General features: G+C 43.0%; 12 protein-coding genes. 4 read left to right on the forward strand and 8 right to left on the reverse strand.

The window, feature by feature from the left end; translation table 11 throughout:
* Positions 1 to 84 precede the first annotated feature (84 nt).
* On the reverse strand, positions 85 to 2,208 hold the full coding sequence (locus FC093_RS04470; RefSeq protein ID WP_137260548.1) for a prolyl oligopeptidase family serine peptidase: 2,124 nt from the start codon (positions 2,206 to 2,208) through the stop codon (positions 85 to 87).
* Positions 2,209 to 2,400: 192 nt separating this feature from the next.
* Between FC093_RS04470 and FC093_RS24540 the strand changes: the two genes are divergently transcribed.
* Entirely contained in the window at positions 2,401 to 2,661 is a 261-nt protein-coding gene (locus tag FC093_RS24540; protein WP_137260656.1) for a DUF3861 domain-containing protein, read from the forward strand.
* 63 nt (positions 2,662 to 2,724) lie between these two features.
* Here the strand turns inward: FC093_RS24540 and FC093_RS04480 are convergent, their stop codons facing one another.
* From FC093_RS04480 to FC093_RS04490, 3 genes are all read right to left on the reverse strand, one after another.
* Entirely contained in the window at positions 2,725 to 4,686 is a 1,962-nt protein-coding gene (locus FC093_RS04480) for a M1 family metallopeptidase (RefSeq protein ID WP_240743180.1), read from the reverse strand.
* 395 nt (positions 4,687 to 5,081) lie between these two features.
* Positions 5,082 to 5,939 (reverse strand): twin-arginine translocase subunit TatC, encoded by an 858-nt coding sequence (gene tatC / locus FC093_RS04485; protein ID WP_137260549.1) that lies wholly within the window; start codon positions 5,937 to 5,939, stop codon positions 5,082 to 5,084.
* Between the two features lie 46 nt (positions 5,940 to 5,985).
* Positions 5,986 to 7,251, reverse strand: a complete 1,266-nt coding sequence (locus FC093_RS04490; RefSeq protein ID WP_137260550.1) for a hemolysin family protein — start codon at positions 7,249 to 7,251, stop codon at positions 5,986 to 5,988.
* A 645-nt stretch (positions 7,252 to 7,896) separates the two neighbouring features.
* On the opposite strand from FC093_RS04490, the gene FC093_RS04495 reads away from it, so the two are divergent.
* Both FC093_RS04495 and FC093_RS04500 read left to right on the forward strand, forming a co-directional pair.
* A complete protein-coding gene (locus tag FC093_RS04495; RefSeq protein ID WP_137260551.1) occupies positions 7,897 to 8,916 on the forward strand; it encodes an aldo/keto reductase in 1,020 nt (339 codons plus the stop codon).
* Positions 8,917 to 8,925: 9 nt separating this feature from the next.
* On the forward strand, positions 8,926 to 9,252 hold the full coding sequence (locus tag FC093_RS04500; RefSeq protein ID WP_137260552.1) for a hypothetical protein: 327 nt from the start codon (positions 8,926 to 8,928) through the stop codon (positions 9,250 to 9,252).
* Between the two features lie 173 nt (positions 9,253 to 9,425).
* On the opposite strand, the gene FC093_RS04505 is transcribed toward FC093_RS04500, so the two are convergent.
* A complete protein-coding gene (locus FC093_RS04505) occupies positions 9,426 to 10,139 on the reverse strand; it encodes a peptidoglycan DD-metalloendopeptidase family protein (RefSeq protein ID WP_240743181.1) in 714 nt (237 codons plus the stop codon).
* Between the two features lie 260 nt (positions 10,140 to 10,399).
* Between FC093_RS04505 and FC093_RS04510 the strand changes: the two genes are divergently transcribed.
* Positions 10,400 to 11,731 carry a sensor histidine kinase gene (locus tag FC093_RS04510; RefSeq protein WP_137260553.1) on the forward strand — a complete coding sequence of 444 codons (1,332 nt, stop codon included), beginning with the start codon at positions 10,400 to 10,402 and terminating at the stop codon, positions 11,729 to 11,731.
* 227 nt (positions 11,732 to 11,958) lie between these two features.
* On the opposite strand, the gene FC093_RS04515 is transcribed toward FC093_RS04510, so the two are convergent.
* From FC093_RS04515 to FC093_RS04525, 3 genes are all read right to left on the reverse strand, one after another.
* The gene (locus FC093_RS04515; protein WP_206106501.1) at positions 11,959 to 12,702 is read right to left on the reverse strand and encodes a succinate dehydrogenase/fumarate reductase iron-sulfur subunit; all 744 of its coding nucleotides are present in this window, start codon (positions 12,700 to 12,702) and stop codon (positions 11,959 to 11,961) included.
* Positions 12,703 to 12,819: 117 nt separating this feature from the next.
* Positions 12,820 to 14,793 carry a fumarate reductase/succinate dehydrogenase flavoprotein subunit gene (locus FC093_RS04520; RefSeq protein WP_137260555.1) on the reverse strand — a complete coding sequence of 658 codons (1,974 nt, stop codon included), beginning with the start codon at positions 14,791 to 14,793 and terminating at the stop codon, positions 12,820 to 12,822.
* Between the two features lie 287 nt (positions 14,794 to 15,080).
* Entirely contained in the window at positions 15,081 to 15,788 is a 708-nt protein-coding gene (locus tag FC093_RS04525) for a succinate dehydrogenase cytochrome b subunit (RefSeq protein WP_137260556.1), read from the reverse strand.
* Positions 15,789 to 15,824 lie beyond the last annotated feature (36 nt).

Here is a 15,824-nt window from a genome sequence, read left to right on the forward strand (position 1 = left end):
AGAAAATGAACACATCAGAAAAATACTGTCATAAGCAACTAAAAAGCCCGCGTTAAAGCGGGCTTTTCTTTTATCAAAATTTACTTATTGCGGATAACTCAATCCCATATTGTACAACGTAAATGCCCATTTATCTGCCTGCTCCTGAATAATCATAGAAGTAGGTTTGCCCGCACCATGACCAGCCTTCGTCTCAATATTCATCAGCACCGGATTATCGCAGCTTTGTGCCGCTTGCAATGCTGCACCAAACTTAAAGGAATGTGCAGGCACTACACGGTCATCATGATCAGCAGTGCTTACCATCGTTGCCGGATAGCAAGTACCTTTTTTTACATTATGCACCGGTGAATAATGGTATAAATATTCAAACATTTCCTTACTGTCATCGGCTGTGCCATAGTCGTAAGCCCAACCGGCACCCGCCGTAAACTTGTGATAACGCAACATATCCAATACGCCCACTGCTGGCAGGCACACGCGGTACAAATCGGGGCGTTGCGTCATACAGGCGCCCACAAGCAAGCCGCCATTCGAGCCACCGGAAATAGCCAAATAATCTTTGGAAGTAATATTGTCTTTAATTAAAAATTCGGCGGCTGCAATAAAATCGTCAAATACATTTTGCTTGTGCAGTTTGGTACCGGCATTGTGCCACGCATCGCCGTATTCGCCACCACCACGAAGATTAGGTACAGCATATACGCCACCATTCTCCAAAAACACAATATTACTTACGCTAAAGGCTGGTGTAAGGCTGATGTTGAAACCACCATAACCATACAGCATGGTTGGATTTTTACCGTTGAGTTGCAGTCCCTTCTTATGCGTAATAATCATGGGTATTTTAGTACCATCTTTCGAGGTATAAAACACCTGTTTACTTTCATAATCATCAGGGTTGAAATTAACGCCTGACTTCTTATATAAAGTAGATTTTTCAGTAGGAATATCATATTTAAAAATGGTAGCCGGGTACACATACGAAGTAAAAGTGTAGTACACTTCTTTCTCCTCTTCCTTTCCGCTAAAACCACTTGCCGTGCCCAAACCCGGAAGCGTTATCGTGTTTTCTTTTTTACCATCCAAACTATATTGCTCTATTTCCGAAACCGCATCTTTAAGGTACTGTGCAAAAAACTTTCCGCCACCGGTAGAAATATCCAATGGAAATTTTGCTTCGGGTATCAGATCTTTCCAGTATTCGGGCGTAGGTGTTGCCGCATCTACAACTACCAGCTTGCGGTTGGGTGCGTTGCGATTGGTAGCAATGTATAATTTTCCATTGTGACTATACACCACGCCCTGCTCAAAATCGTAACCGGTAGCAATAGGAATAATAGGCGCAGCTGCTTTAGTTAAATCCTGCAAATACAATTCATTACCATACGTTGCATTCGCCGCAGAAATAATGAGCCAGTGCTGGTCTTCGGTTACATAGCCACCAATATAACGGCGCGGCGTAGCTTCGCCCCCAAAAATAAGTTTGTCTTCACTTTGTGGCGTGCCCAGCTTGTGATAATACAATTTATGTATCTGCGTTTTGCCCGATAATTGACTGCCTTCTTTTGGCTTATCGTAACTGCTATAGTAAAAGCCATCGTTTTTATTCCATGCAATTCCACTGAACTTTACATCCATCAAGGTATCGCCAATTTGCTGTTTGGTAACGGCATCCAGCACAATTACTTTGCGCCAGTCGGAGCCACCTTCCGATATTTGATAAGCCGCCAGCGAACCATCTTTTGTGAAGTCTATACCAGCCAACGAAGTAGTGCCATCAGCAGAAAACTGGTTAGGATCTAAAAACACTTCGGGCTCCCCTTCTCCTGTTTGTCTATATAAAACGGATTGGTTTTGCAAGCCGTCATTTTTATAAAAATAGGTGTATTTACCTTCTTTGAACGGGGCTGAAAACTTTTCGTAATTCCACAATGCTGTAAGGCGTTTTTTGATGGCATCTCTGAAGGGTATTTGCGATAAATAAGCCTTGGTATTAGCCACCTGTTCTTTCACCCAGGCTTTTGTATCTGCAGCAGTATCATTCTCCAGCCAGCGATAAGGATCGCTTACGGTGGTGCCAAAAAAATCATCGGTTTGTACTACTGTTTTTGTGGTTGGATAGGTGCCTGTAAAGGCGCCGGGCTTTTGTGCAAGTACATTCATGGTTGTGGTTAGTGCTAATAAGGATAATAAACGGTATTTCATATTTGCAAAATATTGAAACAATAATACAATAAAGTGGTGTACAAAAAGGAATCTTGGTTTCAAATAGTGATACTGCTTTATAAAAGGATGTATGTTTTTATACGGCGTTATACTTTCTTTTCTTAAATCAACAAACATATTATGGAGAAGCGGGCACATTAATATAAAATTACATTACAGCAATAAAGTTACATTACAGCATTTTGCTACGTTAAAAGGAGCAGGGCGGTACATAAGCCTCTGCAACCGGAGTCCAATAATTATGATGATGTATTCTCAATCATCGAAATAATACAGGCGAAAAATATATTCAACAATAAAAATGAGGCGGCTGAATTTGCTCTTGGGTTAAAACTATTTAGTGAAGTGATGCAAAAAAACAGAAAATATTCTTTATTTAAAGCGTTGGCTCCTGCCTTTGGTACGTTTATGAAAAAACTAAAATCAATGTAATCACCCAAATAAAAACACCCGGCATATTACCGGGTGTTTTTATTTATATCAGCAGTAAAACACTTATTCTGATATCCAGAAATTGTTGCTCCTGTTTACATCAGGATAACTTTTATCCGGGTCTATCACCACTTTGGTTATCGGGCTGGTTGAGTTATACTTAAACTTCCAGGTGCCGCCATGCTGCCATACCTCTACCGGCAACTGCACACGGTTGGTTTTGCCATTCGCCTCGGTCACTTCCACTGTAGCCGGCATTGGCAATTGCCCCAGGCTGGCAATGGTAATAATACTGCCATTAGCCGGATTTCTGCCTATATAATTTATGTCTTCTACAGCCAAATCTATTTTCCACTGGTTCATAAACCAGCCACGCCAAAACCAATCCAGTGTTTCGCCACTGTAGTTTTCTATACAATGGAAAAAGTCGTATGGCGTAGGGTGCTTAAATGCCCACTGATGCACATAGAAACTGAAGGCACTATCAAACCTGCCTCTGCCTAAAATACTTTCGCGCAGCAAGGTCAAACCCATGCCGGGCTTACTATACGCTACTGCCCCAAGGTTACGTGGTTGCGTTATATCGGGTACGGTAAAGATGCTTTCGCTGCTATCGTGGAAGAAATACCTTGCATAGCGCAGATGATTAGCAGCATTACTATCTAAATATTCGCCATTATTAAAAGCACTGTCCGCAAGGCTATTGATAAAGGTATTAAAGCCTTCATCCATCCACGGAAACTTGCGCTCGTTGCTGCCTACAATCATCGGGAACCAGTTGTGCCCAAATTCGTGGCTCGTTACGCCCCAAAGACCACCTTTTTTGGCCCTCCAGCCGCAAAACACAATACCGGGGTATTCCATGCCGCCTACAATACCCGCTACGTTGGTAGCTGTAGGATAGGTAAAAGGGTATAAATATTTGGAGTAAAATTCAATAGCACCTTTTACATATTCGGTGCTGCGGCTCCAGGCTGTGTCTTGTGCCACTTCTACCGGGTAAGCACTCATAGCCAATGCTGTTTTGCCGCCGGGCAAATTCATGCGTGCAGCATCCCACACAAAAGCAGCCGAAGAGGCCCAGGCTACATCGCGCGTGTTAGTGCATCTGAATTTCCAGGTAACGCGGCTCTTGCCGGTAGGGCGTGAAGATGGATCGGTTACTTCGGCAGCAGTGCGCAGCATTACCGTTTTATCGCTGTTTTCTGCTTGCTGCCATCTTTTTATTTGTTCGGGGGTGAGTACGTCTTTGGGGTTTAATAATTCGCCCGACCCAACAATGATCTGGTTTGCCGGTGCATCAATGCTATAGGTAACATCGCCATACTCCAGGTAAAATTCTCCTTGTCCAAGATATGGCAGGGTATTCCATCCATTTACATTATCATACACGCACATACGCGGGTACCACTGCGCTATTTCATTTATCCAGCCATTCTGCGTTTTTAATCTGCCCATGCGGTCGGTACCGTATTCGGGAATGTCAAAATTGTAGCTGATTCTCAATTGCAGGGTGCCGCCTTGCGCTTTAATGCTGTTTGCCAGCTTTACCTGCATACGTGTATCGCTGATGAGGTAATCGGCTTTCTGCGCTTTGCCGTTTTGGACCACTTCTACCGATTGAATGTTGTAACCACCGTTGAAGCTGTTGCGGTTTGCCCATCTGCCACCGCCAATAGCGGTTGCCGCCACCGCGCGCGACTGCTGGTTGTAAATGTTCTGATCCAATTGAAGCCATACATACGGCAGTGTTTGCGGACTGTTGTTGGTGTAAGTTATCTGCACTGTAGCACTGATAGATTGCAGCGAATCATCCAGCTTTGCGTCAATGTTGTAATCGGCGCGGTTTTGCCAGTATTTAGGTCCCGGCGTACCATCGGCAGCTCTTACTTCATCGCCATACATAGGATAAAACATCGGCGCAAATGCTTCGTGCTGGTCGTAACTGGAAGTTTGAGCATTGGAGTATAGTGCTGTCATTATACCCAAAAAAAATAAAAGTCCTTTCACTCGATTGGTTATCATGATAAAATTGATTGGTTATAAAAAAGTCAAATGTGTGTAGTGATAGCAAACAACAATCCACTTTGCCGGTGATAAGATTGCGCGGCGCAAATATAAACGCCAACTTGTTCCGTTTTTTGCAAATACGGCAATGCGGAATAATTATGCGGCGAAAGGGTGAAAATATTGTGAGTTGTGAATGGTGAATTGTCAATTGTGAATATTCAACTCACAGGAATTATGTCTTACCTGAAGGTATGAAAAGGTGCTGTTTAGTTTTGTGAAGTTGAATTTAGTAAGCACTGAATAATATTGAGGCTACTGATAAAACGCTGGCGTTAGAGAATCATTTTAATAATAAAGGCTAAGCTTGTTGAAAAGCTTAGCCTTTGTAGTTACTTCTATTCATTAAAAAATTATTCCCATTCTTTCTTCTCCTCCTCCTGGTCGCGCTTATACACGCGGGCAGATACAATGATGCTTAACTGATAAAGCAGGAAAAGAGGCGTAAATACAATGAGCTGGCTTATCCAGTCGGGACTGGGTGTAATAACTGCCGATACGATAAGAATAACTACAATGGCATACTTGCGCGAGCTGCGCAAAAGCATAGGGGTGATTAGCCCGATACGCGTAAGTACTGAAGCCAGCACCGGAAGTTCGAACGCTAAGCCGCAACCCAAAATAATATTGGTAAGATTATCTAAATAATCGTCTAAGGTAGGTTGCGTTACCAGCAAGCCCGATCCGCCGATATTAAACGATGCGAGAAAATTGAAAGTGAACGGACCTAAAACAAAATAGCCGAAGGCTGCGCCTAAAAAAAAGAAGAAAGACACCCAAAAAATGATGAATTGGGTATTACGCAACTCTTTAGGCTTTAAAGCCGGACGCACAAAGCGCCAGAACTCCCAGAATATATAGGGGAAAGCGCCAATAACGCCACCTACCAGCGCCATACTGATGCTACCCAAAAACTGGCCACCATAAGTAGTGGTCTGCATCTTTATGTTGATGCCATTGAGACAAAGTGCATCTGTATGTAGCCAGTGACTGAACTTGCAAAGTGCAGTATAACTTACAAAATCAGGGTTGATGGGGCCGGCAATAATATAATCGAACACCCACTCATGATAATAAAAAATAACACCTGCTACAATAACTATGGCAATAACCGAACGGATAATATGCCAGCGAAGCGCCTCCAGATGATCTATAAAAGACATTTCCGCGGAATCTGCATGTCCGCCGCGGTTTAATAAAGAGTTTGCCATTAGGTAAAAAACAGTCTTAAAGGTTGCAAAGGTATGGGTGCAGTTGTTAACGCAATACTTTCATTTTAATAGTTTCAATACGGGTATTGCCTACATTCAGCACATCAAACTCATAGCGCCCAATGATAATGCGTTCTTTTTGCCGCGGAATACTTTTGTACTGCTCTATAATATAGCCCGAAAGTGTTTCCGCCTCATTCTCAGGAAAATCAAAATCATACTTTTCATTCAGGTAATCCAGCTCCATTCTCCCCGAAAAAATGTATTCATTTTCGCTCAACTGCTTGTCCACCAGTTCTTCTGTATCGTATTCATCCTGTATATCGCCAAAAATTTCTTCCAGTACATCTTCCATTGTTACTATGCCGGCAGTGCCGCCAAACTCATCTACCACCCATGCTATACTTTTCCGTTCTCGCGAAAATTTATTGATGAGATCGGTGGCGCTCATACTCTCAGGCACCGCAGGTATGGGCAGCAACACCGATTGTATATCAATAGGTTTTTTAAATAAATCCAACTGATGCACGTAGCCCAGAATATTATCGAGGTTACCATTATATACGACCATTTTGCTCAACCTGGTTTCAATTAATTTTTCTTTTACTGCAGCAATGGACGTATGAATGTCCACCGCTTCAATTTCGGTACGCGGCACCAGGCACTGGCGCACTTTTACCATTGGCAGTGAGAGCGCATTTTCAAACAACTCTTTGTTGCGATCGGGATTTTCCTCATCCTGCTCTTTGCTTTGCTGGTAAAAATGCTCAATATCAGCTTTTGCAAAAGGGTCGTTGTCTTTTATTCTTACATTGAATAAAAACTTTAAAATGCCTTGTGCAATAGCAATAAAAATAGTAGCTACAGGATAAAAAATACGGTAAAAAAATTGGGCTACAGGGGCAAAGAAAGAAAGCAGCGTATCGCTTTTTGCCTTGAAAATGGCTTTGGCAATGTACTCTACAAAAAACAGTACAATGGAGATGGCTACCAATGCATCAATAAACAGCCGTAGGTATTCATTTTCTATACTCGCAAAAAAAGGCACTGTCCACAGGCTTATTTGCAATATCCAGGCTACCAACAACGAAAATATGGTGATAAAAATAACGGTTGCGGCAACAGAGGCGCTTATAAATTTTCCCGGCTCCTCTATAAAGTTGGATAGGATAATGCCGCTGCGGCGCCCTTGTTTTTTCTTTAGTTCAATACCCAGCCGGTTGGCATTGATGAAAGCCGTTTCTACACCTGCAAAAAGCATAATGAGCAGCAGTGCCGCCGATGCTGTAATCAATAAACTGGTAAGCGTCATGCAGTAAAGATAAGGTACAAATATAATAGCTTAGCGGCTGGTTTAAACCAATAACAAGCGGCTATTTCAATAAAAACATATGAGTAAGCTAAGATGTAAATGTGGACACACGCTTGCTGACCAAAAAGATAATATTCCGTTCAAGGGATACATCTTACCAGAGATAGAAATTTACAATGTGTCGGATGTCCATACCGATAATATTGACGCACTTATGGAAGCGGAAAAAACGGGAAAAAATCAGAATGGATAAAAGAAAATTTTTACCTGGTTATCCAACAGATTTAAATAAGTCACAAATGATACACGACCTCCTTACAAGTTATCTTGCTAACAAAACACAAACTATCTATGAGTGTGAAAATTGTGGAAGGATTTGGATTCAGGTAGGACAGACAAATCAGTTTAGATCTTTTTACCCTGATACTAAAGATACGAATGGAATATTTAGCAGTAAGAAGTAAAGAAATACCGCTATCACTTGTCTATCCTAATAGCAGATGGGCGAACTTCTATGAGGATAACGGATAAATTGTAAACTATATAGCTTCAATCAACTTTTGTGCTCCAATGCCACTCCTGCGTCAGGCAATGGAATGTTAGCAGTTATCTTTGTGTAGTTCATATTTATTTAAAAAAAATTCAATGAAGTATAAACTCTTAGGCACTTCGGGCTTAAAAGTATCCGAGCTATGCCTTGGTACCATGGGCTTCGGAACCGAAAACGGCTGGGGCGCGGATAAAGCAACGAGCTTTAGCATTATGGAAGCCTTTGCCAATGCTGGCGGCAACTTTTTGGATACTGCCAATTTTTATAAAGCAGGCACAAGCGAAAAAATTATTGGTGAATTTGTAACCCACCGCGACCGCGACCAATTTGTGATTGCTACCAAATACTCGTTGTTCGATAACCTGACGAATGTAAATGCCAGCGGCAATAACCGCAAAAACATGATGCGCAGTGTGGAAGCGAGCCTGAAGCGGTTGAATACTGGTTTTATTGATGTGCTCTATTTGCACACCTGGGATTTTTTGACGCCGGTAGATGAAGTATTGCGCGGATTAGATGATTTGGTGCGGCAAGGCAAAATAAACTATGCCGCCATCAGCGATACGCCGGCTTGGATTGTGGCAAAAGCCAACACTATGGCGGAACTGATGGGCTGGAGCAAATTCATTGCCCTGCAAATAGAATATAGTTTGCTGCAACGCACACCCGAAAGAGAGTTGCTGCCCATGGCAAAACATTTTGGAATAACCGTAACACCCTGGGCACCGCTGGCCGGCGGCGCGCTCACCGGCAAATACCTGCGCGGCGATCGTGGGCGATTGAAAGAAGGCAGCAACCGGCTGAATGAAAGGAGTGAACGCATCACCAGGGAGGTGATTGCTATAGCTGATGAACTGGGCGTGCAGCCATCACAGGTGGCATTGAAGTGGACGATGCAAAAAGATTTTCACTGCATACCCATTGTGGGTGCTACAAAGCTGAGCCAGTTGGAAGATAACCTGAAAGTTATTGATATAATCTTGCCAGTTGAAGCTATGGAACGATTGAATGCCATCAGTGCCATAGAACTTGGCTTTCCGCACGACTTCTTTAACGAAGAAGCGATGCAAAAAAACAACTTTGGTGGCTTTTACCACCAGATAGAAAAACGCTAAAATTATTGTATGTCTGCATTACAAAAATTTGAAGAAAGTCTTACACAAAACCAGCCGCCAAAAGATGCATCGGTTTATCTGCAAGCGTTGTGGTACGATGCCAAGGGCAACTGGAACAAAGCGCATAGTTTGGTAGATCATCTTTCGGATAAAACAGCCGCTCGTGTACATGCCTATTTGCATCGCGTAGAAGGCGACCAATGGAATGCAAATTATTGGTACAACAGAGCTGGTGAATCAATGCCTGATGTAAGTCTGCCGGAAGAATGGAAATTGCTGGTTGAACAGTTTACGGCACACGCCTGCCTGTCGGCAGACAGGGATGATACGGACTAAGCACGGATTTTTATACACGAATTGCTCAAATGTGAATTACAAGAATTGCACAAATCATTTGAGCATATAAATAGCACGGTTGCAGCGCGTGCAAGAAAGAATTTATTAAGTGGATGAATCAGTTTCACCGGCGCATTTTATCAGTCCAATCATTATTCAAATTTCATCCTATGCTATTGAGCGTACTGCATCATTCTTAAAATGAAGTCGGGGTCGGGGCAATTGTGCAGGTAAACTTCCCGTTCACTGTAGCGACATACGCCGGGGTAATCACCAATGTTATGTTGCATATCTTTTATTACCTGAATATGCAGGTGCGGCGGCCAGCTACCGTTTTCAAATGGCTGCCCGAAATGACCAATTACTTCACCCGCAGTTATGTGTTTACCAGCAGTTACATTGGTTAAATCAGCAAGGCTTAAATGTCCGTATAAAATATGAAACAGCTCGCCATTAAGCTGATGCTGCGTTATAATAGTAGCACCATAATCGCCAAAACGGTCGTTGAAGGCAACACTATGTATGGTGCCATTAAGCGGTGCAAACACAGGCGTACCCGCTTTACCCCAAATATCAATTCCCAGGTGTAGGCGGCGCGGCTCTTCGCTGCTACTGCCGGCATCAAATACATCACTGCGGCTGTAAATAGTGCGGTACTCATTGTAGCCGCCAATACCGTACGTGCAATTTTTTTGCTGTAATAAAGTATCTATGTAACTGCAAAACGTTTCGGTATTTAATAACCATTCTTCCTTGATATTTTTATTAGTTGCCGTAAAATCCATGCGCAATAATTTATCTTCTGCCGGATGAAAAGGCACTACCGGATGAAAAGTATTTGCAGATTGTTGTAGTATTGCTTCTAATGTATCTTGAGAAATTAACACAAGGTGAAGGTAACAGAAAGAAGATTACTGTAAGGCTCGTTAGTTAACCGGATTAGTGAATGTGGCAGGATTTGGTATTGAATGCGATAATGTTGTAAGAAAAGACTGAGCAGCAATTTACGCTTATTAGTCCTCACACAGCTCTGTAAGATGATAATAATTCCTCTTTGCAGGTTAAGGACAATCATTTGGCCGTTAAATTGATTATAAACAACCTGTACCCTGTTGTTTACATGACAGGTTGTTTTTATTTTGTCGCAATGAAAAAAATATTTCCTGTTATTGTAGTGCTGGTTGCGCTCTCGGTGCTGGGTATTATTGTTATCCAGATATCCTGGCTCAACAACCTGTTACGGGTACAGCAGGATAATTATGAAATCAAAATAACAAAGGCTATTTCTTCGGTTGCCAGTGAGCTAAGCAACCAGGGGCCAGTTCCGGCAATGCGGTTACCGCGTTCGGGCATGCACCTGTTTCCGTTTGATTTTAATTTTACCGTTCGTCCTGCGCTCATTTCCTCGCGCTATACAACGAATGAAATATATGTAAAGCTGCAAAAAGCACTCAGCAAAGAGGGTTTAAAAAACCTGCCCTTTGAGTTTGCCATTACTTCCAATGCCAGCGAAATGGAAGTGGAAATGCAGTCGAAGTATTTTTTTAGTGTGTATAACGATTCTATCAATAGCCGAACGTTTTATACACCGGTAATGTCGGAAGTAAATAATGATATTCCCCAACCAGCCTTTGAACATATTTATATTTCGGTACCCAATTTTAATAAAGAAGTACGTAACTCGCTGCTCTGGGTGTTGCTTAGCTCGGTAGCTTTTACCATTATTGTTATTGCTGCTTTTTTCCTTACCGTAAAAACCATTATCAACCAACGGAATTTAAGCAAAATAAAGAACGATTTTATCAACAATATGACGCATGAGCTGAAGACACCACTGGCAACCATATCGTTGGCGGTGGATGCGCTGCAAAACAGCAAAGTGCAAAGCAATCCCGAAAAAAGCAATTATTTCAGTGGCATTATACGCCAGGAAAACAAGCGTATGAACAAGCATGTAGAAACGATATTACAGGCTGCACTGATGGATAAAAATGAACTAAAACTCAACTTTGCGCCGCTCAATGCACATGCTGTCATCGAAAAAGTACTGAATGGTTTTAAGCTACAGTTAGAAGAAAAAGGTGGAACGGCAGAGCTGCATCTGAATGCTAAAAATGACCTCATCAGTGCCGATGAAGTGCATTTTACCAACCTTATTAATAACCTGATAGATAATGCAGTAAAATATAGCAAGGAAGATCTGCATCTGATAATTACTACACACTGTACTACACGCTATCTGGTTATTCAGGTGCAGGATAATGGTATTGGAATGAGTAAGGAAACCGTAAAGCGCATTTTTGAAAAATTCTACCGCGCCCACACCGGCAACGTACACAACGTAAAAGGTTTTGGTTTAGGTATGAGCTATGTGAAGCAGGTAGTGGATGCGCATCAGGGAAAAATAAAGGTAGAAAGTACATTGGGCAAGGGAAGTACTTTTATCTTAGATATTCCTTTGTATAAAGCAGAGGCTTAGCATATGGATGACCAGACTAAAGCACAGATTATTTTTACACGAATGATTGGTGAGAATTACTTAGATACGGAGGATACCGCAGCGGCATGGTGGATAAGAATGAGTTATAATGTGGATTAATCTGGTTACACATAAATTCCAATTCTTTGTCTAAAATCTGTGCTTTAGTCCGTGTCATCCTTGTCTGCCTGCAGGCTGGCATGTGTTATTTTCATCCGTCTTTCCTATTATTCTACCAAAGCTGCATTCCGGTATTCTTTATTCAGGCGGGCGATGTTGCTCAGCGAAATATCTTTTGGACAAGTTGCTTCACACGCGCCAATATTGGTGCAGGAACCAAAACCCTCTTTATCATGCTGTGCTATCATATCCAGCACGCGCGTTTTGCGCTCGGGATGACCTTGCGGAAGCAGCGCCAGATGCGATACTTTAGCCGCCGTAAACAACATAGCCGAAGTATTGGGGCAAGCTGCCACACATGCACCACATTGAATGCACATAGCTGCGCCAAATGCATTATCTGCCTTTTCCTTTTCTATAGGCGTGGCATTACCATCCACTGCATTGCCGGTGTTTACCGAAATATAACCGCCGGCTTGTACAATACGGTCAAATGCCGAGCGGTCGGTCATTAAATCTTTTATTACCGGAAATGCTTTTGCACGCCACGGCTCTACTACAATCGTATCGCCATCTTTGTAAGCACGCATGTGCAACTGGCACACAGTATTATGCCGCCAGGGACCATGTGGCTTTCCATCCACATACATAGAACACGAACCGCAAATACCTTCGCGGCAATCGTGGTCAAATGCAATCGGGTCTTTGCCTTCTATTACCAATTGTTCATTCAGTACATCAAACATTTCGAGGAAGCTCATCTCGCTGGAGATATTGCTTACCTGGTATGTTTCAAAGCGCCCTTGTGCTGTGCTATTTTCCTGCCTCCACACCTTGAGTGTGAGATTCATTGTATAATGTTCCATAAAAAGCCCCCATCCCTAAAAGGGTATTTTAAAGCTCTGTTTATTTCTTATTTAGTTAATTTCTTTAGTTTTTGCCCCGCCCCCTTCAGGGAAGGGCTTCTCTTATTTATAAGTACGTTGTGTTGGCTTAACCACTTCGTAGTTCAGTTCTTCTTTATGCAAATTCCATTTGCCATCACCTGCATATTCCCAGGCAGATACAAACATGTAATTTTCATCGTCGCGCAATGCCTCCCCTTCTTCGGTCTGGTATTCTTCTCTAAAGTGACCGCCGCAGCTTTCATTACGGTCAAGCGCATCAATACACATCAATTCGCCCAACTCCAGAAAATCAGCTACACGCCCTGCCTTATCCAACTCATTATTCACCCCTTTTATACTGCCCGGGATGCGTATATCCCTCCAAAATTCCTCCCTCAATGCTCGTATTTCCTGAATAGCTTCTTTTAAGCCTGCTGCATTACGCGCCATGCCGCACTTGTTCCACATGATTTTGCCGAGGCGCTTGTGCATACTTTCTACCGTTTGGGTACCCTTTATATTCATCAGCCTGTTCAAACGGTCTGCTACTTTTTGTTCTGCTTCCACAAACGCAGGATGGTCGGTGGGTATAGGCGCTGTGCGGATTTCATTGGCCAAATAATTACCAATGGTATAAGGAATTACAAAATAGCCATCTGCCAAGCCCTGCATCAGGGCACTTGCGCCGAGTCTGTTGGCACCGTGATCGCTAAAGTTGGCTTCGCCCAGCGCATACAAGCCCGGTACGGTAGTTTGCAGTTCATAATCTACCCACAAGCCGCCCATGGTATAATGTACAGCAGGGTAAATGCGCATTGGCACTTCATAAGGGTTTTCGCCGGTAATCTTTTCATACATGTCGAAGAGATTACCATATTTTTCCTTAATTACTTCCAATCCGTATGCGCGTTGCTGCTCGGCAGAAGGATTAGCAATACCATGCTTATTACATTCAATATGACCATAACGCATTACGGCGGCAGCAAAATCGAGATACACGGCTTGCTTGCTCGTACCTACACCATAGCCTTCATCGCACCTTTCTTTAGCAGCACGGCTGGCTACATCGCGCGGCACGAGGTTACCAAAGGCAGGATATCTTCTTTCTAAGTAATAATCCCTTTCATCTTCCGGTATTTCATTGGCGCGGCGGGTATCATTTTTCTTTTTAGGCACCCAAATACGCCCATCATTACGCAGCGATTCGCTCATCAGCGTCAGCTTCGATTGATGTTCGCCGCTTACCGGTATACACGTAGGGTGAATTTGCGTAAAGCAGGGATTGCCAAAGTAAGCGCCCTGTTTATGCGCTTTCCAGGCTGCAGTTGCATTGCTGCCCATAGCATTGGTGCTGAGGTAAAATACATTGCCATAACCACCGCTGCAAATGAGCACCGCATGACCAAAATACCTTTCTAACTCGCCGGTAATGAGGTTGCGTGCAATGATGCCGCGAGCCTTGCCATCTATTTTTACAATCTCCAGCATTTCATGACGGCTGTACATTGTTATATTGCCCAAAGCTACTTGTCTTTCCAATGCCTGGTAAGCGCCAATGAGTAGTTGCTGACCGGTTTGCCCGGCTGCATAAAAAGTACGTTGTACCTGCACACCACCGAAACTACGGTTGCTCAGCAAGCCGCCATATTCGCGGGCAAAAGGCACGCCTTGAGCAACGCATTGGTCTATGATGTTGCCACTTACTTCGGCGAGGCGATGCACATTTGATTCGCGCGAGCGGTAGTCGCCGCCTTTGATTGTATCATAAAATAGTCGGAAAATACTGTCACCATCATTCTGGTAATTTTTAGCAGCATTAATGCCACCTTGTGCCGCTATGGAATGTGCGCGGCGTGCCGAATCCTGAAAGCAAAATGCTTTTACCTGATACCCCAGCTCGGCAAGCGATGCGGCTGCACTGGCACCGGCAAGCCCGGTACCGATAACGATAATATCCAGTTTACGCTTATTAGAAGGGTTTACCAGCTTACAATGTCCTTTATAATCTGTCCATTTTTCTTCAAGCCTTCCCGGCGGTATTTTTGAATCCAACATACTAAACGCGGTTTATATTTTCAGGCATCGGGCTGCACCCTTTGCTTTATTATTTTATAATGTTACGAACTATTGTGTTGCCATCGGGTTTCCGGAACCGCCAGTGGCGGAACTCACTTCAACATCTGCTTATTATTCAGCGATTGTTTATAACGAAGCTTAAAATGTACGTAATGAGCAGACGCTTTAAACTTATTCTCAATGATCCATCTTTATCAGCATTTACTTACTATACCGGTAAGCAATTTTTTTCCCGATTTTCAACTAACAAATATTCAACATTTAACCTATTGATGCACCCAGCCGAAGTACATACTTACCGGCATAGATATAAAACCAATAGTAATGAGAATGGAGAACCAGTTGCCCAATACTACCAGCATACGCACATACTTTTTGTTGTGCACACCTAATGTACGGAAAGCACTTTGAAAGCCGTGCGCCAGGTGATACCCCAAAGAGATGCAACCCAGTACATACAGTATTACTACCCACAAGTGAGAAAACACCTGCTCCATGCGGAGGAAAAGGTTATGTACCATTGCGGTACCATTGCGCACCTGCACTTCTTCTAACTGTCCAAAGCGCGAAGGCACCCAAAACTGTGCAATATGTACAATAAGGAAAAGCAATATCAGTGTACCCAGCAAGCCCATACTACGGCTGTACCAGCGACTGCCACGGTTGCCATATTTTATCTGGTAAGGCGTACCGCGCCTGGTACTGTTGTTGGAGGCAATCATTAAACCTTGAATGATGTGAATGAAAAACAGGACGAACAGTCCAATTTCCATTACTCTGATCAAAAAGGTAGAACCCATAAAATAAGCAGCACGGTTGAAAGTATCGCCTTTATCGCCTGCATCAAATAAAGTATTGAAAATGCAGGCATTAATACTCACATGCACAATCAAAAAAAGAATAAGAAACAGACCGGTAAGACTCATAACAATTTTTCTACCAATAGAGGAGGTAAAAGCACGTTTCCACGTCATACAACAAGATTGGGATTTGAAATACTGCCTGCAAAT

It is taken from the genome of Ilyomonas limi, from assembly GCF_005233845.1.
GTDB classification, from domain to species: domain Bacteria; phylum Bacteroidota; class Bacteroidia; order Chitinophagales; family Chitinophagaceae; genus Ilyomonas; species Ilyomonas limi.